Origin of the sequence: Pseudotamlana haliotis (assembly GCF_008806375.1) — a bacterium.
Classification (GTDB): domain Bacteria; phylum Bacteroidota; class Bacteroidia; order Flavobacteriales; family Flavobacteriaceae; genus Pseudotamlana; species Pseudotamlana haliotis.
Window position 1 is genome coordinate 1 of record NZ_WAAT01000001.1, and the last position, 24830, is coordinate 24830.

Below are 24830 nucleotides of genomic sequence, written 5' to 3' on the forward strand. Positions count from 1 at the left end.
AAAAAAATGTCCGATCCGATTGGGAAATTGCTGATAACGGTCTTGTATATGGCTCGTAGCGTGCAAATTAGAAAATTATTTTCGGATTAAGCACAAGCCAGATTTTTAAATTTTACTACTTATTTTATTTTTCTTGGGAAGTTGTCAAATTTAAAAATTTGGCGACTTTCCAAATATGCCATAACTTTGATTAAGCAACTACCAAGCTATGAGTTATATACGTTGTTCTACACCGTTTTTTATCCGCTGACGTTTATTTCGCGTATGACAAATAAGGCTTGTGGGTCATTTTCGTCAGTTTTTATTATCACGTCGAGTATTTCTTTCATAATCTTCCCAAGAGTAATTTCGTCATCCGTGTGCTTCACAAATTTCGCAAATGTCCTAATTTCAGTTCCGTCATCAATTTCTTCGTCTAATTCAAGAAGTTGTAGGTTCGATTTTTTATATCGGTTGTATTTATCGCTGGTTTTCAGTTTTTCGCTATCAATCACGAAAAACACTACATATCCGTTTTGATATTTGTCATTAGAAATGTTAAACAATTTGAACCAAGACGGTGTGAATTTTAGCGAGTCGACCTGTAATATAACTTCATTGTCCTTTATCAATTCAAGTTGAACTCTTTGAGTCTTACTCTGTTTTATAAAAGATTTGACAAACTCATTTGGGTTTTTCGGTTTGCGATTGAAAAGCTTTGCTATTGTTTTGCCGATATTCATTTTTGTCTGCGAAAGGTTGGTCTAAATGGTGTAGAACAATAATATATACAACATAAACGCACAAACTAATCCTTATACATTTTATCAATAAGCTCCTTATATTTTTCTTGAATCACTTTTCGTTTTAGTTTTAAAGTTGCTGTAATTTCACCAGCTTCAATACTAAATTCTTTTGGTAGTAAAGTGAATTTTTTTATTTTTTCAAATCTTGAAAACTCTTTTTGTAAGTCCTCAAAGCGCTTTTCAAACATGGCTTTAATTTGCGTATTCGCAACTAAATCTTCTATGTTTTTAAAACTAATTTTATGCTCTTCGGCATATTTTTTAATGTTTTCAAAGCTTGGTACCGCTAATGCCGTGACATACTTTTGCTGATCACCAATCACTGCAATTTGTTCGATAAAAGCATCACCCACCAAAGTGGTTTCTAACTTTTGAGGTGCAATATATTTTCCGCCAGAGGTTTTCATTAAATCTTTGATTCTGTCGGTAATGATTAAATTATTGTATTTATCCATTTTTCCGGCGTCTCCGGTTTTAAACCAACCATCTTCAAAAACTTCAGCTGTAGCTTCTGGTTTCTTATAATAGCCTCTCATAACACCTGGCCCCTTCACTAAAATTTCGTCGTTTGAACCTATTTTAACTTCGGTACCGTTAATTATTTTTCCCGCAGAATTAAACTCAAAAAACTGATCACCATAAAGTGAAACTGTAGCTGTGGTTTCTGTTAAACCGTAACCACATTTCACATTGAGTCCGAATGAATGAAAAAAGGACACCATATCTGGCGCTAATGGTGCACCACCGCAAGGCATAAATTTAATATGACCACCAAATACATCCCGTAATTTACTAAGCACTAATTTATCGGCAATTTTATGCTTGAGTTTTATAGCTAAAGGTACTTTTTTGTTTAATCTAAGGCATTTGTTATGATAGGTATTCCCGATACCCAATGCCCAACTGGCGAGCTTCATTTTGGTTGGAGAAGCTTCCTTTCTCTTATCTTGAATGGCATTAAAAATTTTCTCAAAAATTCGCGGCACCGTACACATTAAGGTAGGCTTCACTTCTTTAAGAACATCTGCTATTTTCTTCGGGTCTTCGTTAAAATACACCTGAATACCTTGATGCAAACAGAAAAACACCCAAATGCGCTCATAAATATGGCTTAAGGGTAAAAAACTTAAAGACACATCATTTTTATTGACGTCTAATTCTTTAATATGCGCTTCAATAACCGAGGTAAAATTATTATGGTCCAGCATCACCCCTTTAGGCTCTCCAGTGGTTCCGGAAGTATAGATAATACTCGCTAAATCGGTGAGTTTAAAATTAGAATGACGTTTTTCTAGTTCCTTTTCAATACTATTTGGAAATTCCGCATTAATAAAATCGCTAAAGTATACCGCGTTGTTGCTGTTTTTTAAGTCAACAGTTTGGTTTAAAACGACAATTAATTTTAGGAATTTATTATTTTCAGAAATTTGTTGCGCCTTTTCAAAGGCTTCTTGATCACCAACAAATAACAGACTTATTTGGGCATCGTTTATAATGTATTCGGCTTCTTTTTTTGAATTTGTAGCGTATATCGGCACAGTTACCGATCGGGTTCCCATAATACCGAAATCTGAAATTATCCATTCGGTCATATTTTGAGCAAATATGCCTACATTGGAGTGTTCTTGTATTCCGAAGTTAATTAAAGCCTTAGAAACTTGTTCTACTTGGTGATAAAAAGTCCCCCAATTTAAAGCCTCCCAAGTATTTAGCTTTTCATTTTTATAAAAAACAACCTCTTGGTCAGCAAACGATTTTGAGTTATCCTTAATTACTTCTAATAAATGTCTATTGTTCATAAACTTCAATGTTTTTCTGCTTCAAAGTAATTTTGAAAAACTCTAGGCCTTGAAGGCTATTTACCTGAAACCTATTTAATTTCTGTACTAAAAGGGAATAATAGCTGCACACCTTTTTTCTCGCTCATGGTTTTAATTTCTTTCAGCAACTTGTAAGTTTCTGTACCTAATTCTTCTTCTAGAATGGTTTCTTTGGCTTTTACTAAGCCAAACTCACGAAGCATTTTATCTAAATCCTTTTCAAAAACAGGATATTCATCAATTCTGTATTTCTTGATTTCAGCAGCTTCAGCAGCACGTTTTAAGGCTAAATCTAATCCGCCTAGTTCATCAACAAGGCCAATATTAATAGCATCAGCTCCCGTCCAAACACGACCTTGTGCAATGGTTTCAACCTGCTCTCTCGTTAGGTTTCTACCATCGGCAACACGGGTAGAAAACAAATCATAAATATCAATAATGCCTTCTTTAATAAAGCCACGTTGCTGTTCACTTAAAGGCTCAAAAAAGCTATACGTTACAGCGTTTTGATTGGTTACTACTTGTTCCGCATTAATTCCCATATTTTCAGCCAATTGTTTCCCGTTAGGCAACATACCAAAAACACCAATACTTCCTGTAATCGTTGAAGGTTCAGCTATAATTTTATTAGCGTTAGAAGCAATGTAATACCCCCCTGAAGCAGCCAAGTCACCCATAGAAACAATTACTGGTTTTACTTGTTTAGTGAGTTCAATTTCTCTCCAAATCAATTCACTTGCTAAAGCAGACCCTCCTGGAGAATTAATTCTTAAAACAACTGCTTTTACTTTTTCATCTTCTCGTGCTTCATTTAAAGATTTGTTCATAGCTCCTTGGCCCACGCTATTTTCATCACCTTCACCGTAAATAATATTTCCTTGGGCATAAATTACCGCAATTCTATCTTTTGCTGAAGCGTCTTTAATTTTAGAAGCCGCATAATTTGAATAATCTAAAATTGAAACTGTTTCAAGTTCTTCTTTTTCCTCTACGCCTATTGCTTTTTTTATACCATGCATATATTCATCATGATAAGCAATTTTATCAACAAGACCCGAAGATTTTGCTAATTTTGGTGTTCTTGCTAATAAGCTATCAGCAATAGTATTAAGTTTTTCAACTGAAACGTTTCTTGTTTCTGAAATATCTTGTTTCACTGTTTTCCAAAGTGAATTCAAATACACCGAAATCTGTTCTCTGTTGTTGTCACTCATCTCATTGCTAAGAAAAGGTTCAACAGCACTTTTGTACTTCCCTAAACGTACCACTTCCATCTTAACGCCAGATTTGTCTTGAAAATCTTTAAAATATAAACGCTCAGAATACAGACCTTTAAACTCCATCATACCCGCTGGGTTGATGTAAATCGTATCAGCAACAGAACTAAGATAATAATCCTTTTGTGAAAATACATCGGCGTAAGCCACAACAAATTTCCCGGATTCCTTAAACTTCAATAAAGCACCACGAAGCGCTTTAACCTGGGTCATTCCAGCGTTCACAAAATTATTATCTATTGAAATGCCTTTAATTTTATCATCCGTAGCAGCATAATCAATAGCATCAATGATATTAAATAAACCGTCTTTTCTAGATTCATTAAGAAAGGCATACTGTTTAAATTCAACTTTACCAGCATAATCTTTTATAGGAAAATCTAATTTTAATTTTAAAACCGAATTGGGCTTTACTTGAACGGTTTCAGAAGAAGTAGAACCAGCTATAAGACCGATAATAATTAATCCAATTACACAAAGTGCACAAAATAAAATGATCCCTGTTAGGGTAGATAAAACGCGTTTAATGAAGCTCATATATTAATGTTTGCTAGTAAGTATAAAAAAATGGTGGTTCGTTACAATTTTTTATTTCACAGACTCTAAAGTTCTCTGACGATGAATTTTCCCTGAAGAGGTTTCAGTAAATTTAGCAACGGGAATAATTTCTTTAGGACGTTCATACTTTCCTAACTCAACAAAAACATCATCGCTTAGGTTATTTTTCTCACTTTGAACAACTAAAACCAATTTCTCACCTAAGGAATCATCTGGCTTTGAGGTAATGAAAAAATCTTCATCGATTTTACTTTGCAGTTTGCGTTCTATTTGTTCTGGATATAATTTAATTCCTCCAGAATTTACCACATTATCATAACGGCCTAACCATTCAAAACTCGTTGAAGTGTGAATTTTCACAATATCATTGGTTACAATCGTTTGGTCTGAAATATTTGGCGCATCAATCACCAAACAATCACGTTCATCGGTAGAGATAGTAACGTTTGGTAAAGTATTAAAATACGCTACTTTCTCACCTTCATCTAAATTATTTAGTTTTCTAACCGCAATATGTGAAACTGTTTCGGTCATCCCGTAAGTTTCGTAAACAACAGGTTTTTTGTCTTTAATTAAGTCTACAATATGTTTAGATACCATACCCCCACCAACAATAACCGCTCTAATACTTTCTATATCTTTAGCAAAGTTTTTAAGCTGCATTGGTGTAAATGCACAAAAATCATAGTCTTTTTCGTAATCAATTCTTGGAAATGATGAAGGCTGAACCATATCTAATTCAAGACCTAAAATAATTGCTCTAACAATGGTCATTTTACCTGCAATAAAGTTTGAAGGTAAGCAGTGTAATACTTTATAACCAGGTTTCAAATTGAAAAAATCACCTGTGGCAATGGCAGAATTTACCATAGCTTGTTTTTTAATTTTTAGTTTTTTAGGTTTTCCTGTAGACCCCGAAGTTTGAACCTCTACATAATCATGGTCATCCAACCAGTCTAATAAAAAGAGTCCTAATTCTTGCTGAAACGGCAAACCTTCTTTCACATAACTATAGGCCACCTCCATTAAATCTTCATGCTTATAGCTTACGTTATCTAGCTTAAACTTGTTGTGTACATTTCTATAATTCGGCATCATAACTTTTCAAATTTATATTATTTTCTTTCTCTTTTTCTACAATTTTCCCTGAAAGTTTCTCCTTCCAGTCTGTCCAATTATATTTTTTGGAAAATACAAAAAGTAACACTGGAAACACAATAAAAACGGGAACAAATATTTCCATAAACCCCATTTCTGAAGGGTCTGATAAATCTTTAAATAAGGAATGGGTTTGAAAGGCGGTCCAATCGGCAGACACTAAAAGAGCCGTAAATAAATTATTAGCCGCATGAAAACCTAATGCCAGCTCTAAACCTTCGTCCATCAAGGTGATGATTCCTAAAAACAAACCGGTTCCTATATAATAAATCATAATCACATAACCCAATTGCTCTACTTCTGGATTGGCAATATGCATTAAACCAAAACTTAGGGATGTGATAATAAGTGGTGCTAACCTACTCTTAAAAATCATTCCAAAACCTTGCATTAAATAGCCTCTAAAAAAGTATTCTTCAAAACTCGTTTGTAGCGGAATTAAAACAACAGCAATGACACACAATATTAGAAAAGGTTTCAATTGAAAATTCCATTGGTAATCCTCTGGCGTTAAAAAATAATCGAGAAAAATAAAACCCGTAGAAATTACGCCCCAAAGTATAAAAACAAACCAAAAGCGCGACCAATCAATCTTTTTTCTAACCGTTGTAAAACTAGTAATTGATAGCTTATGCAAACTTTTAACAGAAATAAAAACCCCTATTAAACCTACTGCAAACGAAAAGAGCATGACAAACAAAAACAGATTACTCCCCAATAAATCAATCATTTGAGGAATGGTAGTAATTCCTGTATCACCACCTGCCATAATAGCTTTATAAGCCAAAGCACCAGCCAAAGGAATCATACCCACAATTTGCCATGCACAAAAAATAATGACCACACCAACAACATAGCGCCACCATTCGTACAATCCCTTAAACGCTTGTTCTATATACATGTATTCTATAAATTAAAGTTCCAATTTGAAGTTTTTGAATATTTTAAATATCCGTTTTCAACCTGTAACGGACTCTCAAAATTATTAGTAAACAAGCCCCCCGTACCTAAGCCTTGCGGAAGCTCACTGTTTTTCATATAGGTGTATTGTGCAATGGCATTTAGCCCTACATTGCTTTCTAAAGCACTAGTAATCCACCACCCAATATTCAGGTTTTCGGCGGTTTTAATCCATTGATTGCTTCCGCGGAAACCACCAATCAAACTTGGTTTTAGTATGATGTATTGGGGTTTTATAGTCTCTAGTAATGTTTGTTTATTTTCTTCGGAAAAAACACCGATTAATTCTTCATCTAAAGCAATAGGCAAGGGTGTTTCTGCGCATAATTGTGCCATGTCATTAATTTGGCCTTGCCTGATGGGCTGTTCAATAGAATGTAAATTTAAATCGGAAAGTATTTTTAATTTCTCTAAAGCTTCGGAAGGTAAAAAAGCACCATTGGCATCTACACGTAACTCGATATCTTTAGCCGAAAACTCTTTTCTTATGGATTTTAATAAATCAATTTCTGTTTGAAAATCAATAGCACCAATTTTCATCTTAATACAGGTAAATCCAGCTTCTATTTTTGACTGAATCTGTTCTTTCATGAAAGACGCATCTCCCATCCAAATTAACCCATTAATAGCGATTCCTTGTTGTCCATCAGTAAATTCCGAAGGAAATAATTTAAATACATTATCACTTTCCAATGACTTAAAAGCCATTTCTAATCCAAATTGAATTGAAGGAAATGCTGTTAATTTTTCTAATAAACTATCGAGCCCCAAGTGAATGTTTGCACAAGTCCATTTTAAAATGTCTTCATAGTTGGGCACATCATCTGCACTCAAGCCCCTAAAAATGCCACATTCTCCAACACCTTGTTCACCTTGTGCTTCAACAATGATAAACCAAGTCTCTTTTTGTTTCAAAACGCCACGTGACGTACCACTGGCTTGTTTAAAATCTAAAATATACTTTTGGTAGGATGCTTTCATATTTTAATTGGTTCTTCCAAACTGTAATCCTACCCCTAAAAACACTCGAAATGCATCTAAATCATTAATATAAGAAACATCTACATTAATAGGTCCTATTATAGAATGGTATGAAAATGTAGACCCCACTGAAAATAACGCACTTGTTTCTACAGCATCAGACCAAGAACCCTTAGGAGAAAATGCTGTATCCACAAATTCACCAAACCCCTTAAATCCAGCTACACCTAGACTTGTATGTGGTTTAACATACAATTTATTCATCAAATTATATTGCATTCCCAAAGTAAGAGCAATAAATTGGGTTGCTGTTAATTCATCTTCATTAAGCCCATTAAAAATAAAAGTATCACGAGAAGGTCGTTTTAGGTTCCCTCCTATAAAATATTTCCCCCCTAAGCCAAATTCATCATAGCTAATTTCGTCATCCTTTAGGTCGTGCTCGAAAGTAAATGCTCCAGTACCACCAATTATAGCTGTTAGTCTTGGGGTTAAGGGCAGTCTTCTTTCGTATACCACATTGGCTTTAGTAAAACCATTTGTTCTTCCATCAAAATCAAAGGCACTATCTTCAAAAGCTAAATCAGCATGATGTACAAAAGGCTGTTCTATAACCGCATGCAGAAAAGCACCGTTATTTGCAAAAAATACTTGATTTAAACTATTGTAATTAAAATGCAGATCTAAACCAACTTCATTATATTTATATTTATCAAGATCTGATGCACTGTCAACACCAAAACTAATTTTTGGTTCTAATGAATTTCTTTCACTCACTATTCCTAACCCTAAATAACTTTTATTAGGAATAAAATTTCGATTTAGCGCATATTGAAACTGAAAAGTATTCGACCTTATGCCATCTACACCATACCCATCAAAATATATTTTTTGTTTTAGTTTTTGCCATAAAAACTCTGTACGCCACCACCATAAATGCTTTTCTCCAAATATTTTTTGATGCTGCAATCGAAATTTAGGTTGCTCTGCAATATCTAGGGTTATTAAAGTTCTAGAGGCATCACCTAAAATATTTCTTCCTGTATAATTTGCAATTAAACCTAAGCCTCTATAAGTGTCAAAATGTAAAGAAAATTTAACTTGGTGCTTGGAGTTTTCAACCCCAGACAAGTCTAAATCAATCAAACTATCCCGCACTTTAGGCACTACTACAATTTGATTAAACAAATCTGTTCCCATCAAGCGATCAATACCATTCACCATGTCGCTTGGCGTATAAACACCTTTAGCTTCGAGATTAATTCTTGATTTTACCAGATTTAAATTCCCCTTACTAATGTTTCGGTAAATAATTTCATTAATTTCAAATTCTTTTGGTGCTTTTGGCATTTCTATTTGACGCTGTTTATAAGGTTTTAATTTTTCAGCTAAAGCAACCAACTCGCTTTCATGGGTGTTAGTAGCTATCTTTCCTTCTGTAAAAATTTCATTACTATCCTTAAAATCGCCAGTAGAGTACGTCAAATTTGGTGTATGATCAATTAACACATCACATAACTTTCTGTTTTCTGGATTTTTAATATTACTCACCAACATACTGGTTTGAAATAAAATAGTAGCAATATTATTTAACTCACTTTTCTTTTTAAGCCCTCCACCTACATCACTACCTATAATGATATCGGCACCTAATTCCTTTGCGACATCCGCAGGGAAATTATTTAAAACTCCACCGTCAACCAAAAGCATGTCCTTATAATCTACGGGCTTAAAAACCGATGGAATGGACATACTGGCTCGCATTGCTGTAAGTAAGGAGCCTTCTTTCATGACAACTTCTTTGCCTTCAACAATATCTGTAGCAATAGCTCTATAAGGAATTGGCAATCTATCAAAATCATGAACATTATAAACAGGATAGGTAAGAGTCGCTAAAAGTTCTCTTAAGTTTTGATCGTTTAGAATTCCTGTACTTATAGATGGTTTTTTATTTTTCCAATTTAACCCAAGAAGGTAATGACCAAATTCACTTTTTTCTTCATTTCCAACTTTGGCTAATGTCACGCTACCCCCTAATAAATCTGACCAATTTAGTTTATTTAAAATCGCAGAAATCTCGTTTCCTGAGTATCCCATGGCATACAAACCACCTACCACACTCCCCATACTTGTGCCTACCACTAAATCTGGCACAATACCAAGTGAATCTAGTTTTTGTAACACAGGGATGTGGGCGATACCCTTAGCACCTCCTCCACTTAACACTAAAGCGACTTTTGGCTTCTTGAATTTTAGTTTTTTATCCTGTGCATTACAATGGAATTGCAGGGAAAATAATAATACAATTACACAGAAAATTTTATTTACTTTAAGCATCATTTGGGGGCTTGATTTACTATATTATAATTCTATAAATTCTCCTATTTCTAGAAGCATTAAATCTTTATCCTTTTCAAAGAATTTATTTTTTGCGGTCACATGGTCAATTTCAATGTACCCAAAAGTATCATAGTGATAGCCCAGAATTTTATCACATTCAATAAAGTCACTTGCTAGAATGGCATCATCAATACCCATTGTGAAATTATCTCCTATTGGCAATACGGCAAGGTCTAATTTTGTTTGTAGCGGAATTAACTTCATGTCATAAGTCAAAGCTGTATCTCCGGCAATATAAATATTTTTATGTTCACCTTCAATTACAAAACCTCCTGGTTGCCCACCATAACTGCCGTCTGGAAAAGAAGATGTATGAATGGCGTTAACATATTTTACAGTACCAAATTCAAAATCCCATTTACCGCCATGGTTCATAGGGTGCCCTTCTACACCTAATTTTTCATAATACGAAACAATTTCAAAATTTGAAACGACAACAGCTCCAGTACGCTTTGCAATAGACTCTACATCAACAATATGATCTTGGTGGGCATGCGTTACTAAAATATAATCTGCTTTAAGACTATCAATATTTATTTCTGAAGCATTCGGGTTAGCTGTAATAAAGGGATCTACAAGAATATGTACATCATTCACTTCAATACCTAAGCTAGCGTGGCCGTAAAACGTTATTTTCATCTAATTAAAATTTTGCAGATTAAATTACAAAAAAACTATAACAATTGTCCGATTCCCATTAACAATGCCAACAAAACTGTCGTTAATGCCAATTTCTTTAATTCTGGATCTAATAATTTTAAATCCGTATTATCATGAACCGTTTTTAAATGAATTATTAAAGGGATATAGGCTATAAAAAAGATTAGATTAAACACCGAACTATAATATAAAACACCGAAGAAAGCCGATAGCATGATTGCTGAAACAACTAAAACATAATGATATGTTTTTACTTTTTTAGGTCCCAATTTTACAGCAAGTGTTATTTTATTTGACTTTTGATCTGAAATTCTATCTCTCATATTATTTAAGTTCAAAACCCCTGTACTTAAAAGTCCTATGGTTATAGCTGGTAATACTGTTATAGAACTAATTTCTTTAGCATACAACACATAACAGCCCATCACGCTTACGAGTCCGAAAAAAATAAAAACAAATATATCACCTAAGCCTTTATAGCCAAAAGCACTACTACCAACGGTATATTTAATAGCAGCAACAACCGATGCTATTCCTAAAACTAAAAACAGTGATGAAAGCAGGAAATTTTCAACACCAAATGCCGTAAATATTAATAAAACCGCCAAAAACAACGCGATAATTACATTAATGATAATGGCATTTAATAATTGTTTGGGTAATATTTTACCTGATTGGATAGCACGTTGCGGACCAATACGGTCGTCATTATCGGTACCTTTCACTCCATCACCATAATCATTTGCTAAGTTTGACAATATTTGTAAACTTAAAGTTGTCAAAATGGCAATAATGCAAATGCTCCAACTAAATACCTGATTGTATTGCGCTAAGCAGGATGCTAAAATAATTCCAGAAACAGATAAAGGCAGCGTTCTTAAACGCATGGCAGAAATCCAAGTGGAAAAGTTCTCCATTATGGAATCCATTTTTTATCAAAATTAGGCTTACGTTTTTCAAGAAATGCATTGCGACCTTCTTTTGCTTCTTCAGTCATGTAAGCTAAACGCGTGGCTTCACCTGCAAAAACTTGCTGCCCTACCATACCATCATCAGTTAAATTCATAGCGAACTTTAACATCTTAATAGAGGTTGGTGATTTCGCTAAAATTTCCTGAGCCCATTCAAAAGCAGTGCTTTCAAGTTCATCATGAGAGATAACGGCATTGACCATACCCATTTCATAAGCTTCTTGAGCGGAATAGTTTCTCCCTAAGAAAAAGATTTCTCTGGCTTTTTTCTGTCCGACCATTTTCGCTAAGTATGCCGAACCATAGCCCCCATCAAAACTGGTTACATCGGCATCAGTTTGTTTAAAAATAGCATGTTCCTTGCTTGCTAATGTTAAATCGCAAACCACGTGTAAACTATGACCTCCACCAACGGCCCATCCAGGCACTACGGCAATAACAGCCTTTGGCATAAAACGTATTAAACGTTGTACTTCTAGTATATTTAAACGGTGGTAACCATCTTCACCTACATAACCTTGATGTCCTCTTGCTTTTTGATCGCCGCCGCTACAAAAGGAATACACACCATCTTTAGTTGATGGTCCTTCCGCAGATAATAAAACCACTCCAATATTAACATCTTCATTAGCATCATAAAAAGCATCGTATAACTCACTTGTAGTTTTTGGACGAAATGCATTTCGTACATTCGGTCTATTAAAAGCAATTCTTGCTACGCCATCACACTTTTTATAGGTAATATCTTCGTATTCTTTAACCGTTACCCATTTAGGTTCTTCCATGTCATAAATTTTAGCCAAAAATAATTTTTATTTCTTTAATAGACGGGTTTCATTTCTTAAAAATGACTTTTATGAACTTTCTTTAATGGTCAACATCTAAATCATGAATCGATATTCTCCTTGTTTTAATTTAAAAGATGGGCCTTACAAATATAACTAGAATAACCTTGTTGTATTAACTTATATATGTATAAAAATTTTAATCATTTTCACAAAAAACGTCGCCTTTTTCATCATAAAAACCGTTAAAAATGACTATCGATCAACATTCAATCTTCAAAATAATCTACCAAATCTAAGATTATGCTAATTTTTTAACTTTAAAACTGATACTTCTCTAAAAAAAACAAATAGGTAATACTACGTATTGTCGTGTAGTCTTTTATTGGTTAATTTTGCAGCAGACAAAAGCTAAGAGTTAATTACCCCTACCTAAATCTATATATTACTTAATTAGCTTAAAAATAGTCGGTTATGATAATGATAATTATTCTTACGCTTACAACTCTAGTTGCTTTTAACTTTTTACTGTTAAAATTTAGTTGCAATAAAACGGTAAAAATTTCTAATGCAAATAGAAAGCCTATTGTAATGAATCCGGATAATACTGTTAAAGTCTTTACTCCAAGATTGGCAGCTACAGGAAGTTAATATTTAACTACAAAATTAACTTTTACAAGTACCTTTAAGATTACAAACAAACTTAACTCATCAATTACCACTGAATTGATGTTTTATCTACTTCATTTAAATAGTAGTTCGCTTTACTAAAACTTTTATTTCCAAACCAATACCCTCTATTTGCACTTAACGGAGAAGGATGCCCTGAAGTTAACACCTTATGTTTTTCAACATCTATGAGCTTCACTTTCTTTTTTGCATAGCCACCCCAAAGTAAGAATACTATATTTTCTTTTTTATCGCTAATTGTTTTAATCACAGTATCGGTAAAAGTTTCCCAGCCTTGTTTTTGATGACTCCCTGCCTCATGAGCTCTTACGGTTAAGGTGGCATTTAGTAACAGTACGCCTTGCTCTGCCCAGCGCTCCAAATTACCTGTAATTGGATAAGCTTCATCCATATCGGTTTCAATTTCTTTAAAAATATTAACCAAAGACGGCGGATGCTTCACGCCATCGTTTACCGAAAAGCATAACCCATTTGCTTGTCCAACGCCATGATAAGGATCCTGCCCTAAAATAACCACTTGCACATCATCAAAAGCGCAATAATCAAAAGCATGAAATATCTGTTCTTTAGGCGGGAAACATTGGTGGTTTTCATATTCTGAAGCAACAAAAGTCGTTAAATCTTTAAAATACGGCTTGTCGAACTCAGGTTTTAAGTGAGGCAACCAACTGTGATGAATTTCAGCAATCATAAATTTTAATGTTATTAATTTAAAATTCTAACCATCAATTCTTTAAGTAAATCACCTTGAGGCACAGCATTAGCGCCTACCCCCTTACTCTTCACGTCAAACTCACGAAGCGTTGCAACAACAGCACTTACTTTTCTCATAGGAAAATTTTTGGCGGCTGTAATATATTCGTTTACAAAATACGGATTCACTTTTAAGGCTTGAGCCACGTGCCTCGGCGATTTATCACTTAAGCCATGAAAATGTAGTAATTGCGAAAAGAAATTAAATAATAAAGATACTGTTACCACCATAGGGTTATCCTTTGGATTTTCAGCAAAATATTTTACAATTTGATAAACTTTAATGGTGTTACGTTCTCCAACGGCTTTTCGAAGCTCAAAATTATTGTAATCCTTACTGATCCCAATATTTTCTTCAATATGTTCTGGGGTGATTTCTGTTTCTTTAGGTAGGATAATTTGAAGCTTTTCTAATTCATTATTTATTTTACTCAAATCGGTTCCTAAAAACTCCACTAGCATTTGCGCAGCTTTTGGCGTAATGCTATATTTTTTGGAAGCCAACACGCGTCTTATCCAATCGGCAACCTGATTTTCGTAAAGTTTTTTACTTTCAAAAACAACTCCTACCTTATTAATGGCTTTATAAAGCGCCTTTCGTTTATCTAACTTTTTGTACTTATAATTAATCACAAGTACAGTTGTAGATTGTGGATTGGCTGCATAACTTGCAAACTTTTCAATAGTACGTGATAAATCTTGAGCCTCTTTAACCACAACAACCTGATGCTCTGCCATCATAGGAAAACGTTTGGCATTCCCAACAACATCTTCAACCGTTACATCTCTTCCATAAAGCACCATTTGATTGAAGCCACGCTCCTCTTCAGATAACACGGTTTTTTCAATAAATTCAGAAATTCTATCTATATAATAAGGTTCATCACCCATTAAAAAGTAAATAGGTTTTAGATTTCCTTTCTTTATGTCAGTTACCAATTGTTTGACTTCGTCCAAATCAAAAAAATTTCAGATTAAAAAATTACTACATCCAACAATTCGGGTTGAATATTTGGTATTTATATATTGTAGCTTAACTTTGAAAAATAAACTAAACACTGTGCAAGCGCTCAATTTTCCAGAGTATTCGTTTCGATTCAAAAATAGCGAAAATAAAGTATCTATATTTGATCCTATTCGTAAAAAATTTGTGATTTTACAACCTGAAGAATGGGTGCGTCAACACTGTGTGCAATACCTTATTGAGGTAAAAAACTACCCAAAGTCGCTTATTAATGTTGAAAAAGAGCTCACCATCAATAGTTTAAAAAAACGTTATGATATTGTGGTTTTTAACCCTAACGGTAGTATTCATCTTATTGTAGAGTGTAAAGCGCCTAAAATTACGATCAACCAAAGTACTTTTGACCAAATTTCGCGTTATAATTTAGAGTTAAATGCCACTTATTTGATGGTGACAAACGGACTAAATCATTATTATTGCCAAATGGATTTTGAAAATGAATGTTATCATTTTTTAAAAGACATCCCTAACTACACCTCATGAAAATAGCAGTAGTCATACTAAACTGGAATGGAAAAGCTTTATTGGAGCAATTCTTAGCGTCTGTCATAGCTTATTCTAAAGAAGCTCAAATTTATGTGGCTGATAATGCCTCAACTGATGATTCTGTTGCTTTTGTAAAAAATACTTTCCCAACTGTTGAAATCATCCAAAATAAAGAAAATGGCGGCTATGCAAAAGGTTATAATGATACTTTAAAACATATAGAAACTGACATTTTCTGTTTACTCAACAGTGACATTGAAGTAACCGAAGGCTGGCTTACCCCTATTATTAAGGCTTTCAAAACTGATGAGAGTACCGCCATTGTTCAACCAAAATTATTAGACTTTAAGAAAAAAGACTATTTTGAGTATGCTGGAGCCGCAGGTGGTTTCATAGATAAATATGGTTATCCTTACTGTAGAGGCCGCATTTTTGAAAGCATAGAAAAAGATGAAGGTCAGTATAATGACCACACTGATATATTTTGGGCTTCAGGTGCTTGTTTATTTATAAGAAGTCGTGTTTTTAATCAATTGAATGGTTTAGACAATCATTTTTTTGCTCACATGGAAGAAATTGACCTATGCTGGCGGGCGAAAAATCAAGGCTACTCTATAAAATATATAGGCGATTCTACAGTATATCATGTTGGCGGAGCCACATTAAACAATATAAACCCAAAAAAAACATTTCTTAATTTTAGAAACAGTTTGTTCTTGTTAACAAAAAACGCTAAAGGTTTCCTGTTTGGCATTATACTTGTTCGACTGTTTCTAGATGGCATTGCAGGAATAAAATTTCTTGCTGAATTAAAACCTATGCACACCATCGCAATAATTAAAGCACATTTTAGTTATTACATGCAATTAAATAGGTTGTTACATCAGCGGAAATTAACAAACCAACGCATAAACTATTATAACATCAAATCAATAGTTTTTGAGCACTTTTTGCTTAAAAAAAAGAACTATACCCAGTTATAAATCTTTAGTGAAAGTTTTGTTAAATTGTACATGTCAGCCGAATTTTATATATTTTTGTTCAACAATTTTTGAAAGTTAATCCTAACACAATTATGAAAAGAATCTTATTACTAAGTGCATCTGCAATGCTTATTTTGAGCTCATGTGTATCAAAAAAACAATTCACAGATTTACAAGCAAAACAAAAAGAAACACAAGATTTGCTTAATTCTGCAACAGTAAAACTAAACTCTTGTTTAGAAGATAGAGCAACAGCTACAGCACGTGCAACAGCATTAGAAGAGCAAGTAGCAGATTTACGAAAGAGCAATGATAACTTAACCATGTTATCTTCTAAGGGCGCTAGTAATGTTGAAAAAACTTTAGAAAGCATCAAAGAAAAAGAACTTAAAATCAATCGTTTACAAGATGCTTTAACTCAAAAAGACAGCGTTACACTAGCTTTAGTTACAAGTTTAAAACGTGAAGTAGGTATCAACGACCCAGACATTGAAGTTAATGTTGAAAAAGGTGTTGTATTTATATCTATTGCTGATAAATTATTATTCCAAAGCGGTAGCTACAACGTGACTACAAGAGCTAAAGAAGTTCTTGCTAAAGTGGCTAAAGTTGTAAACAGCAAACCTGATTTTGAATGTATGGTTGAAGGTCATACCGATAATGTACCATATAGCAAAGGTGTTTTAATTGACAACTGGGATTTAAGTGTTAAACGTTCTACTTCTATCATTAGAGTTTTAGAAAGCTTAGATGTTAATCCAGGTCAATTAATCGCTGCAGGACGTAGCCATTATGTACCTTTAGTTGACAATGACACTGCTGAAAACAGAGCTAAAAACCGTCGTACACGTATCGTAGTATTACCTAAAATTGATCAATTCTACGACATGATTGAAAAAGAAATGAAAAACCTTGCTGCTGGAAACTAAACTTCAGTGAACATAAGGTTATTAAATGTTTAAAGCTCAACTTTTATGTTGGGCTTTTTTTATGTTTAAAACCACCTTTTGTACAATCATTTCTCGGGAAGTCCCAAGAGCATAAAGATTACATGGTGAAAATCTGTAAAATTAGGACAATCAGTGCAACCTGTATCTATAAACCTCGCTGTGAGCCTCTGTGAAACCTCTACGTAATTCTGTGTTACAATCCCGCAATAAATAAGCAACCAACAACCATCTAAAAGATCTCCAAACTCCCCTTACCCTCTCTTATAATTAGAGGTTCATCTTCTGATAAGTCGATAACCGTAGAAGCTTCATTATCTCCATAACCCCCGTCAATCACTAAATCAACAAGATTATCCCACTTTTCTAAAATAAGTTCTGGGTCTGTCGTGTATTCTAAAACCTCATCGTCATCACGAATAGAGGTTGAAATGATTGGGTTTCCTAATTGCCTAACTATTTCTGAAGCAATGGCATTATCAGGCACACGAATACCAACGGTTTTTCTTTTTTTAAATGGGTTTGGCAAATTCTTAGAACCTGGCAATACAAAGGTGTACGGGCCAGGTAATGCACGTTTTAAGATTTTAAATGTAGCGGTGTCAATTTGCTTAACATAGTCACTTAAATGGCTTAAATCATGACAAACGAATGAAAAGTTAGCCTTTTCCAGCTTCACACCTTTAATTCTAGCAATACGCTCTAAGGCTTTTATATTGGTAATATCACAGCCTAAACCATAAACCGTATCCGTTGGGTAGATGATGAGTCCGCCAGACTTTAAAACCTTAATCACCTTATCAATTTCTCTCGGATTAGGGTTTTCTTCGTATATTCTAATGAAATCTGCCATAGTAACTAAGATAATGCTTTGTATTACAAATTAAGCGTTAAATTTCTTATTATGAAAACTAAGAAGGATTTCGTGTAAATTCGTTTCCCTCAAAAAACCCTTTATAAAGACACGAATTTCAAATATTATCACGAATAAACCTGTTTGAATGGAGGTTTTTCATATCTCGAAAGTTGAAATACAACTCATATCCCTTGTGGGGATCACAGGAGTGTTTAGTTCAGTTACTATACAGTTACAAGGTATAAGATTATAAAGCTACACGGTTAAACAAACAAACAAACAAACAAACAAACAAACAAACAAACAAACAATTCAACAATTCAACAAAAACCTACCCTACAACCTCAAGCTTAGCAAAACGCAATAGCAATTTTTTGTTTCCACCATGTTCAAACTTAATCTCGGCCTTTACATCGGCGCCTGTCCCTTCAATTTTTAAAACTTCACCGGTACCAAATCTAATATGTTTCACGGTATTCCCTACTGCCAATTTATTATCGAACAGATTAGGAGCACCACCTTCTGCCTTAGCCATAGGCTTTAATTTTTTGGCCGTAGGTGCTACATATTTTTCTGGTGCTTTTTTAGGGATTTTGTTTTTAGTAAAAGTGGGTTGCTTCGCAGGTTTGTAACGAATTTTATTCGGTTCAGTATCTCCAAATATATCTGCAGAAAGCATCGGATTGATACGGCGCTCTTCTGTTGGCGTTAAAACTTCTAAATACTGCTCGTCTATTTCTTCAATAAAACGACTCGGGTCTGAATCTACCAGTTTTCCCCAACGGTAACGTGACAAAGCATAGGTTAAATAGGCCTGTTTTTCAGCTCGTGTTAAGGCTACGTAAAACAAACGACGCTCTTCTTCCAGCTCACTTCTAGTATTCATACTCATGGCACTCGGGAATAAATCTTCCTCTAAACCTACTATAAACACATTAGAAAACTCAAGACCTTTAGCTAAGTGAATGGTCATTAAAGCTACCTCATCGTCATCTTCCGTTTCATTATCTAAATCACTTGAAAGGGCTACATCTTCTAAGAACTCAGATAAAGATCCTGTGGCATCGGCAATTTCAATTTGTCCTTCCACAAAATCCTTCATACCATTAATGAGTTCCTCGATATTTTCAACACGAGTTACACCTTCTGGAGTGGTGTCTTTACCAAATTCCTTAAGCACCCCACTGGTTCTGGTTACATATTCAGCCAATTCAAAAACATCGGCTGTTTGGTTTAAAACCTGATAGCTTTCAATTAAGGTTACAAAGTCTTGAAGTTTATTTTTTGTTCCTGAATTGATTTTAATATCGACTTTATCAATATTTTTCATCACTTCAAAAATGGTACGCTTATAACCATTTGCTGCAACAACTAAGCGATCTACCGTTGTTTGACCAATGCCTCTAGGCGGAAAGTTAATCACACGTTTTAGAGCTTCTTCGTCTGACGGATTCACAATTAATCGTAAGTACGACAGTACGTCTTTAATTTCTTTACGCTGATAGAACGATAAGCCGCCATAAATACGATAAGGAATCCCGCGTTTACGCAAGGCTTCCTCCATGGCACGAGATTGTGAATTGGTACGGTATAAAATAGCGAAATCGCTATTATTTAAATTCTGATTCGTTTTATTCTCTAAAATGGTACTCGCCACATAACGCCCTTCATCACCATCGGTTAAAGATCGGTGTACTTTAATTTTTCCACCTTCGTCATTCGCAGTCCAAACTATTTTTTCAAGCTTGGTTTGGTTTTTATCAATGATGGAATTTGCGGCATTCACAATATTTTTGGTTGAACGGTAATTTTGCTCTAGACGGAACATTTTAACATCATCATAATCCTTTTGGAAATTCAGAATGTTATTAATATTCGCCCCACGAAAGGCATAAATACTTTGCGCATCATCACCTACCACACAAATGTTTTGAAATTTATCTGATAAAGCCCGTACAATTAAATACTGCGAATGGTTGGTATCCTGATACTCATCAACCAAAATGTATTTGAAACGGTTTTGATATTTTGCCAGAACCTCAGGGAAACGGGTTAACAACTCATTAGTTCTTAACAACAAATCATCAAAATCCATAGCCCCAGCTTTAAAACAGCGGTCTACATATTCTTTATAAATATCACCTAATCGCGGACGCCTAGCCATAGCATCAGCTTCCTTAAGCTCTGGATTTTGAAAGTACGCGCGAACAGTGATTAAACTATTTTTATAGGAAGAAATTCGAGAACGTACCTGCTTGGCTTTATAAACATCTTTATCAAGCTGCATTTCTCTTATGATAGCCCCAATCAATTTATCAGAATCCTGAGAATCATAAATAGTAAAATTACTTGGAAAACCTATTTTATCGGCTTCAATACGTAATATTTTAGCGAATATGGAGTGAAAGGTTCCCATCCATAAATTCTTAGCCTCGCTAGCCCCCACAATAGAAGCAATACGCTCTTTCATCTCCTTAGCCGCTTTATTGGTAAAGGTTAATGATAAGATATTAAAAGGATCTATCCCTTTGCTCATCATGTAAGCGATACGGTAAGTAAGTACTCTTGTTTTTCCAGAACCCGCACCTGCAATCACAATCATGGGTCCGTCAATCTGTATGGTAGGCTCTAATTGAGCTTCGTTTAACTGGCTTAAATATTTTTCCAAATCATCATCATTTTACGCCGTGAAATTAACCATTGTTGGCCTTTTTACAGGTCGAAATCTTTAATAATTATGAACAAATTAATTTTTAGCATGTATTAAACCATCTTTCACATTTAACCATAGAAAATTGAAAACCGATTTCGTTTTATCACGTTTTACATTATGGCGTACTGCTTCGGCAAAAGGACTATCTCCTTTTTTACTTGTTTTAGATACAAAAATATTAGCGATAGCCGATAAAACTCTGTTTTTCTTATGATGATGCTTATGATTTCTTAAAATACTAACATGTAAACCATCAAATTTGGTTTTTAAATGAATTGAAGAATGATTTGCGGTACCATCAATAGTAAAATAGGTATGATAAAGAATCCCTTTAAATTTCACATTTAAATTTGGCACTAAAAACTGATTCATATTTACAGCATGAAACTTCCCTAGGTTTCCTTTAAAAAGAAAACGATCATAAACATTATTCACATCAAATTCGCAATCGGTTTTTAACAGCGCTTCATCCATAAACTTCGAGGTAGTTTTTATTTCTGTTTTACCGCCTTCAGGATACGTGTTGCTTATATTTTTCATGGTTGCATTAAATTCTGTAAAGAAAATTTCTCCAGGCACTATGCGGTGATTAACTCGCTCCTTATATGAAATCCGACTATCTACCACTTCCAATTCTGCAACATCGAGGTCAAATTTTAAATCCCTTAACATTTGACTGTACAAAAGCTTTATACTATGATCATCGGCTACCAATTTATCACGATACACTTCCAAATCGAGATGGTGCAACTTTGATTTTTGAGTGCTGAAATAAAAAATAGTGTCATTTTTATAGCCAAAATCAATATTATCAAGGGTTAAGGAATCTAGTTTTAAGTCTAAATGATCGCGCTCTGTTTTAATATGTTTAGAAAGCTCTTTCTTTGAATACATGGTCTTAAGGTGAAGCTTGTTTATCACCACCACTTGGTCTTCAATATGGACGTTATCAATAAATAAGCGATCAAAATTCCCAACGTTTAAGCGCACCCCATCGGCTGTTATATTAAAATCATGAAAAGTAACTGGAATTCTATGGCTCACATCTGGGGTATGACTGACGTCCTGTAGTTTTATTTTAAAGTGTTTGACTTCAAATAACAAAGAGTCGGTTTGCTGATCTAAAACTTGAGCATTACCATCTTCAATATTAACCCGGTTGATATTGATTTCTGGTGATTGTGATGCGTTATACGGTCCTGATGGCTTCTTTTTCTTTCCTTGTTTATAATAAACCATTTTTGGGGCGTCTAAATCCACTTCTTTTATATTAAGGATATTACTGAAAATAAAATCCATGTAATCCACATCTCTAACTAAAATCGCATTTAATTTCAGCTTTAAATCTGTTTCATTTGAAATTGTATCATGTATGATAACATCAATACCTTCAAACGCCATGGTTCCTGAAGTGATGTCTACCTCAATATTTTTGGTTTCCACGCTAACGTGTTTTGGTAAATTAGCCAAGGCTTTTTCTATTTTTCCTTTTAGAAAATAATTGGAAACCGGTACCGCTATAACCGCCAGGATAACGACAAAAACTATGAGGGCTACATATTTTAATTTCATGTTATAAAGATATATATTCAATGCTTATGAAAAAGAATAATTTTAAATACCTTTAAAAACCGAAAATTAACAATCAATACTATCATTCTTAATCAAGCATCAAGCGTTTAAAAAAAGCTTTTAAAACATGCAAACACTTTTAGATTTTCTATCAAACATCAGCTGGTGGGGCTGGTTATTAATCGGATTAGCTTTAGTAGCTATTCGTGATGTATTCATTCAAAAAAAGCACACCATAAGCCACAACTACCCTATTTTAGGACACCTACGCTACCTTATGGAAAGTATTGGCCCAGAAATGCGTCAGTATTTTGTTGCTAACAACAGAGAAGAATTGCCTTTTAATCGTATTGAACGTAGTTGGATTTATGCTTCGGCGAAAAAAGAAAATAACTACGAAGGTTTTGGAACAGACCGTGATATTTATCAGCATCAGCATATTTTCATCAATAATGCCATGATGCCTTTTAAGCTCCCTGAAAAGCATCCTAATAAAATAGATAAAACCTTTCTCCCTTGTGCTAAAGTGATAGGTGAATTTCATAAAAGACGCCGACCGTTTCGTCCAGCTTCCGTCATTAACGTATCTGCGATGAGTTTCGGCTCGCTTTCCGCGAAAGCGATCGAATCCTTAAACAAAGGTGTGAAAATAGCAGGTGCCTACCACAACACGGGCGAAGGCGGTTTATCTCCTCATCACAGTCATGGCGGTGATGTGATTTTTCATTTTGGAACCGGATACTTTGGCGTTCGTGATGAACATGGCGGATTTTCTATGGAAAAAATGATAAAACTAGTTGAAAGCAATCCGTTTATTCGTGCCATTGAAGTCAAATTGTCTCAAGGGGCTAAACCTGGAAAAGGCGGTGTTTTACCGGGTGCTAAAATCACCAAAGAGATTTCAGAAATTCGAGGTGTTCCCATTGGAAAAGATGTCTTATCACCACCAAATCATAAGGCTTTTTCAAACATCTCTGAAATGGTTGATTTTATTGAACGAATTGCTGAAGCTACAGGATTACCTGTAGGTATTAAAGCAGCCATTGGAAAATTAGAACAATGGGAAGAATTAGCTGATTTTATGGTTGCAACAGGCAAAGGCCCTGATTTTATTACTATTGATGGCGGTGAAGGTGGCACCGGTGCAGCGCCACCAAGCTTTGCAGACCATGTTTCATTACCTTGGGTTTATGGGTTTAGTGATGTTTATAAAATGTTTCAAAACAAAGGTCTTAGCGAGCAACTTGTGTTTATTGGCAGTGGTAAATTAGGCTTCCCTGCAAAGGCTGCTATGGCTTTTGCTATGGGTGCAGATTGTATTAATGTGGCACGCGAAGCCATGATGAGTATTGGCTGTATTCAAGCCCAGGTTTGCCATACCAATCGTTGCCCTAGTGGCGTTGCTACGCAGAATAAATGGTTGCAAAGTGGTATTAATCCGCCTTTAAAATCTGAACGTTTGGCTCAGTATTTTAAAACGTTTAGAAAAGAATTGATTGAAATCACCCATGCCGCAGGTTACGAGCATCCCTGCCAATTTACCATGAGTGATATTGAAATGAATATTGATGACCACAGCCTTTCAAACAAGCTGCACTCTACTTTTGCTTATGAAAAATCAACTGTTCCTTTTTTAGGAATGCAGAACTTAAAAGATTGCTTATATTTGGGCAATCACCCAAAATAACAACACCAAAACGAACCACATTTTATGGAAGCCTCTAGAATTATAGACCTATTTTTATTTGCCATTCCTTCAATAATCACAGGATGTATTGCTTATTATTTTTTTAAAGAACATCTTAAAAACGAAGATGGCAGAAGACGCTTTCTTCTAAAAAAGGATTTACAAGTTGAAACGCTTCCTTTGCGTTTACAAGCCTACGAACGTATGGCTTTATTTTTAGAGCGCATGGCACCTACTAAACTTCTAGTAAGAGTAACACCATTAACCTCTGACAAAGAGAGTTACGAATCATTACTTATACAAAATATTGAACAAGAATACGAGCACAATTTATCGCAACAAATCTACATTAGCGATAAATGCTGGAACATTATTAACACAGCAAAAAACGCCACGATTCAACTGGTTAGAAAGGCAAATATGTCTGAAAAAGTAGATTCTGCTGAAAAGCTTAGAGAAGTGCTTTTAACTGAAATGATGGACCGCCCCTCGCCTAGCGAAGCCGCTCTTGCTTTTGTAAAAAGTGAGGTTTCTGATATTTGGTAGTTGGTTGTTGGTTGTTGGTTGTTAGTTGTTAGTTGTTGGTTAATCGAAAAATTAAAACATTAAAAGTTAGAAGCTGGGTAAAGTTTCAAATTAAATCGCAGTTTTCAGTCTCAGTTAAACGGTTAAACAAATAAACAAAATAAACAGTTAACAACTTTTAACATGAACCCAATAACAAATAGTCAATAGTCAATAGTCAATAGTCAATAGTCAATAGT

General features: G+C 34.5%; 20 protein-coding genes. 5 read left to right on the forward strand and 15 right to left on the reverse strand.

The window, feature by feature from the left end; genetic code table 11:
* Nucleotides 1-239 precede the first annotated feature (239 nt).
* The 12 genes from F6U93_RS00005 to holA form a co-directional block, all read right to left on the reverse strand.
* Nucleotides 240-722 carry a hypothetical protein gene (locus tag F6U93_RS00005; RefSeq protein WP_150935597.1) on the reverse strand — a complete coding sequence of 161 codons (483 nt, stop codon included), beginning with the start codon at nucleotides 720-722 and terminating at the stop codon, nucleotides 240-242.
* Nucleotides 723-787: 65 nt separating this feature from the next.
* Nucleotides 788-2584: an AMP-dependent synthetase/ligase gene (locus F6U93_RS00010; RefSeq protein WP_150935598.1), complete on the reverse strand. Its 1797-nt coding sequence runs from the start codon at nucleotides 2582-2584 to the stop codon at nucleotides 788-790.
* A 71-nt stretch (nucleotides 2585-2655) separates the two neighbouring features.
* Complete coding sequence (gene sppA / locus F6U93_RS00015; protein WP_150935599.1) at nucleotides 2656-4419, reverse strand: signal peptide peptidase SppA; 1764 nt, start codon at nucleotides 4417-4419, stop codon at nucleotides 2656-2658.
* Nucleotides 4420-4470: 51 nt separating this feature from the next.
* The gene (locus F6U93_RS00020; RefSeq protein WP_150935601.1) at nucleotides 4471-5538 is read right to left on the reverse strand and encodes an AMP-binding protein; all 1068 of its coding nucleotides are present in this window, start codon (nucleotides 5536-5538) and stop codon (nucleotides 4471-4473) included.
* Nucleotides 5522-6499, reverse strand: coding sequence for a CPBP family intramembrane glutamic endopeptidase (locus tag F6U93_RS00025; RefSeq protein WP_150935603.1), 978 nt, complete (start codon nucleotides 6497-6499; stop codon nucleotides 5522-5524). The genes F6U93_RS00020 and F6U93_RS00025 overlap by 17 nt, the downstream gene beginning before the upstream one ends.
* Nucleotides 6500-6504: 5 nt before the next feature.
* The gene (locus F6U93_RS00030; protein ID WP_150935605.1) at nucleotides 6505-7539 is read right to left on the reverse strand and encodes an o-succinylbenzoate synthase; all 1035 of its coding nucleotides are present in this window, start codon (nucleotides 7537-7539) and stop codon (nucleotides 6505-6507) included.
* Between the two features lie 3 nt (nucleotides 7540-7542).
* Nucleotides 7543-9879, reverse strand: a complete 2337-nt coding sequence (locus F6U93_RS00035; protein ID WP_225312473.1) for a patatin-like phospholipase family protein — start codon at nucleotides 9877-9879, stop codon at nucleotides 7543-7545.
* A 21-nt stretch (nucleotides 9880-9900) separates the two neighbouring features.
* Entirely contained in the window at nucleotides 9901-10578 is a 678-nt protein-coding gene (locus F6U93_RS00040; RefSeq protein ID WP_150935607.1) for a metal-dependent hydrolase, read from the reverse strand.
* Between the two features lie 35 nt (nucleotides 10579-10613).
* Nucleotides 10614-11528: a 1,4-dihydroxy-2-naphthoate octaprenyltransferase gene (gene menA, locus F6U93_RS00045; protein WP_225312474.1), complete on the reverse strand. Its 915-nt coding sequence runs from the start codon at nucleotides 11526-11528 to the stop codon at nucleotides 10614-10616.
* Nucleotides 11516-12355 (reverse strand): 1,4-dihydroxy-2-naphthoyl-CoA synthase, encoded by an 840-nt coding sequence (locus F6U93_RS00050; RefSeq protein ID WP_150935610.1) that lies wholly within the window; start codon nucleotides 12353-12355, stop codon nucleotides 11516-11518. Before F6U93_RS00050 ends, menA begins: the two co-directional genes overlap by 13 nt.
* 715 nt (nucleotides 12356-13070) lie before the next feature.
* Nucleotides 13071-13736, reverse strand: a complete 666-nt coding sequence (locus tag F6U93_RS00055) for a uracil-DNA glycosylase (RefSeq protein ID WP_150935612.1) — start codon at nucleotides 13734-13736, stop codon at nucleotides 13071-13073.
* A gap of 14 nt (nucleotides 13737-13750) precedes the next feature.
* Nucleotides 13751-14755, reverse strand: a complete 1005-nt coding sequence (gene holA / locus F6U93_RS00060; RefSeq protein ID WP_150935614.1) for a DNA polymerase III subunit delta — start codon at nucleotides 14753-14755, stop codon at nucleotides 13751-13753.
* 103 nt (nucleotides 14756-14858) lie between these two features.
* On the opposite strand from holA, the gene F6U93_RS00065 reads away from it, so the two are divergent.
* The 3 genes from F6U93_RS00065 to F6U93_RS00075 all read left to right on the forward strand — a co-directional run bounded on the left by F6U93_RS00065 (nucleotide 14859) and on the right by F6U93_RS00075 (nucleotide 17220).
* On the forward strand, nucleotides 14859-15305 hold the full coding sequence (locus F6U93_RS00065) for a type I restriction enzyme HsdR N-terminal domain-containing protein (protein ID WP_394349739.1): 447 nt from the start codon (nucleotides 14859-14861) through the stop codon (nucleotides 15303-15305).
* Nucleotides 15302-16291, forward strand: a complete 990-nt coding sequence (locus F6U93_RS00070; RefSeq protein ID WP_150935618.1) for a glycosyltransferase family 2 protein — start codon at nucleotides 15302-15304, stop codon at nucleotides 16289-16291. Before F6U93_RS00065 ends, F6U93_RS00070 begins: the two co-directional genes overlap by 4 nt.
* A 92-nt stretch (nucleotides 16292-16383) precedes the next feature.
* Nucleotides 16384-17220: an OmpA/MotB family protein gene (locus F6U93_RS00075; protein ID WP_150935620.1), complete on the forward strand. Its 837-nt coding sequence runs from the start codon at nucleotides 16384-16386 to the stop codon at nucleotides 17218-17220.
* Between the two features lie 250 nt (nucleotides 17221-17470).
* On the opposite strand, the gene F6U93_RS00080 is transcribed toward F6U93_RS00075, so the two are convergent.
* The 3 genes from F6U93_RS00080 to F6U93_RS00090 all read right to left on the reverse strand — a co-directional run bounded on the left by F6U93_RS00080 (nucleotide 17471) and on the right by F6U93_RS00090 (nucleotide 22379).
* Nucleotides 17471-18091, reverse strand: coding sequence for an L-threonylcarbamoyladenylate synthase (locus F6U93_RS00080; protein WP_150935622.1), 621 nt, complete (start codon nucleotides 18089-18091; stop codon nucleotides 17471-17473).
* A 334-nt stretch (nucleotides 18092-18425) separates the two neighbouring features.
* Nucleotides 18426-20762: an ATP-dependent helicase gene (locus tag F6U93_RS00085; protein WP_150935624.1), complete on the reverse strand. Its 2337-nt coding sequence runs from the start codon at nucleotides 20760-20762 to the stop codon at nucleotides 18426-18428.
* A gap of 78 nt (nucleotides 20763-20840) precedes the next feature.
* Nucleotides 20841-22379, reverse strand: coding sequence for an AsmA family protein (locus tag F6U93_RS00090; RefSeq protein ID WP_150935626.1), 1539 nt, complete (start codon nucleotides 22377-22379; stop codon nucleotides 20841-20843).
* A 127-nt stretch (nucleotides 22380-22506) separates the two neighbouring features.
* On the opposite strand from F6U93_RS00090, the gene F6U93_RS00095 reads away from it, so the two are divergent.
* A complete protein-coding gene (locus F6U93_RS00095) occupies nucleotides 22507-24066 on the forward strand; it encodes an FMN-binding glutamate synthase family protein (RefSeq protein ID WP_150935628.1) in 1560 nt (519 codons plus the stop codon).
* 24 nt (nucleotides 24067-24090) lie between these two features.
* Nucleotides 24091-24612 carry a DUF7935 family protein gene (locus tag F6U93_RS00100; protein WP_150935630.1) on the forward strand — a complete coding sequence of 174 codons (522 nt, stop codon included), beginning with the start codon at nucleotides 24091-24093 and terminating at the stop codon, nucleotides 24610-24612.
* Nucleotides 24613-24830 lie beyond the last annotated feature (218 nt).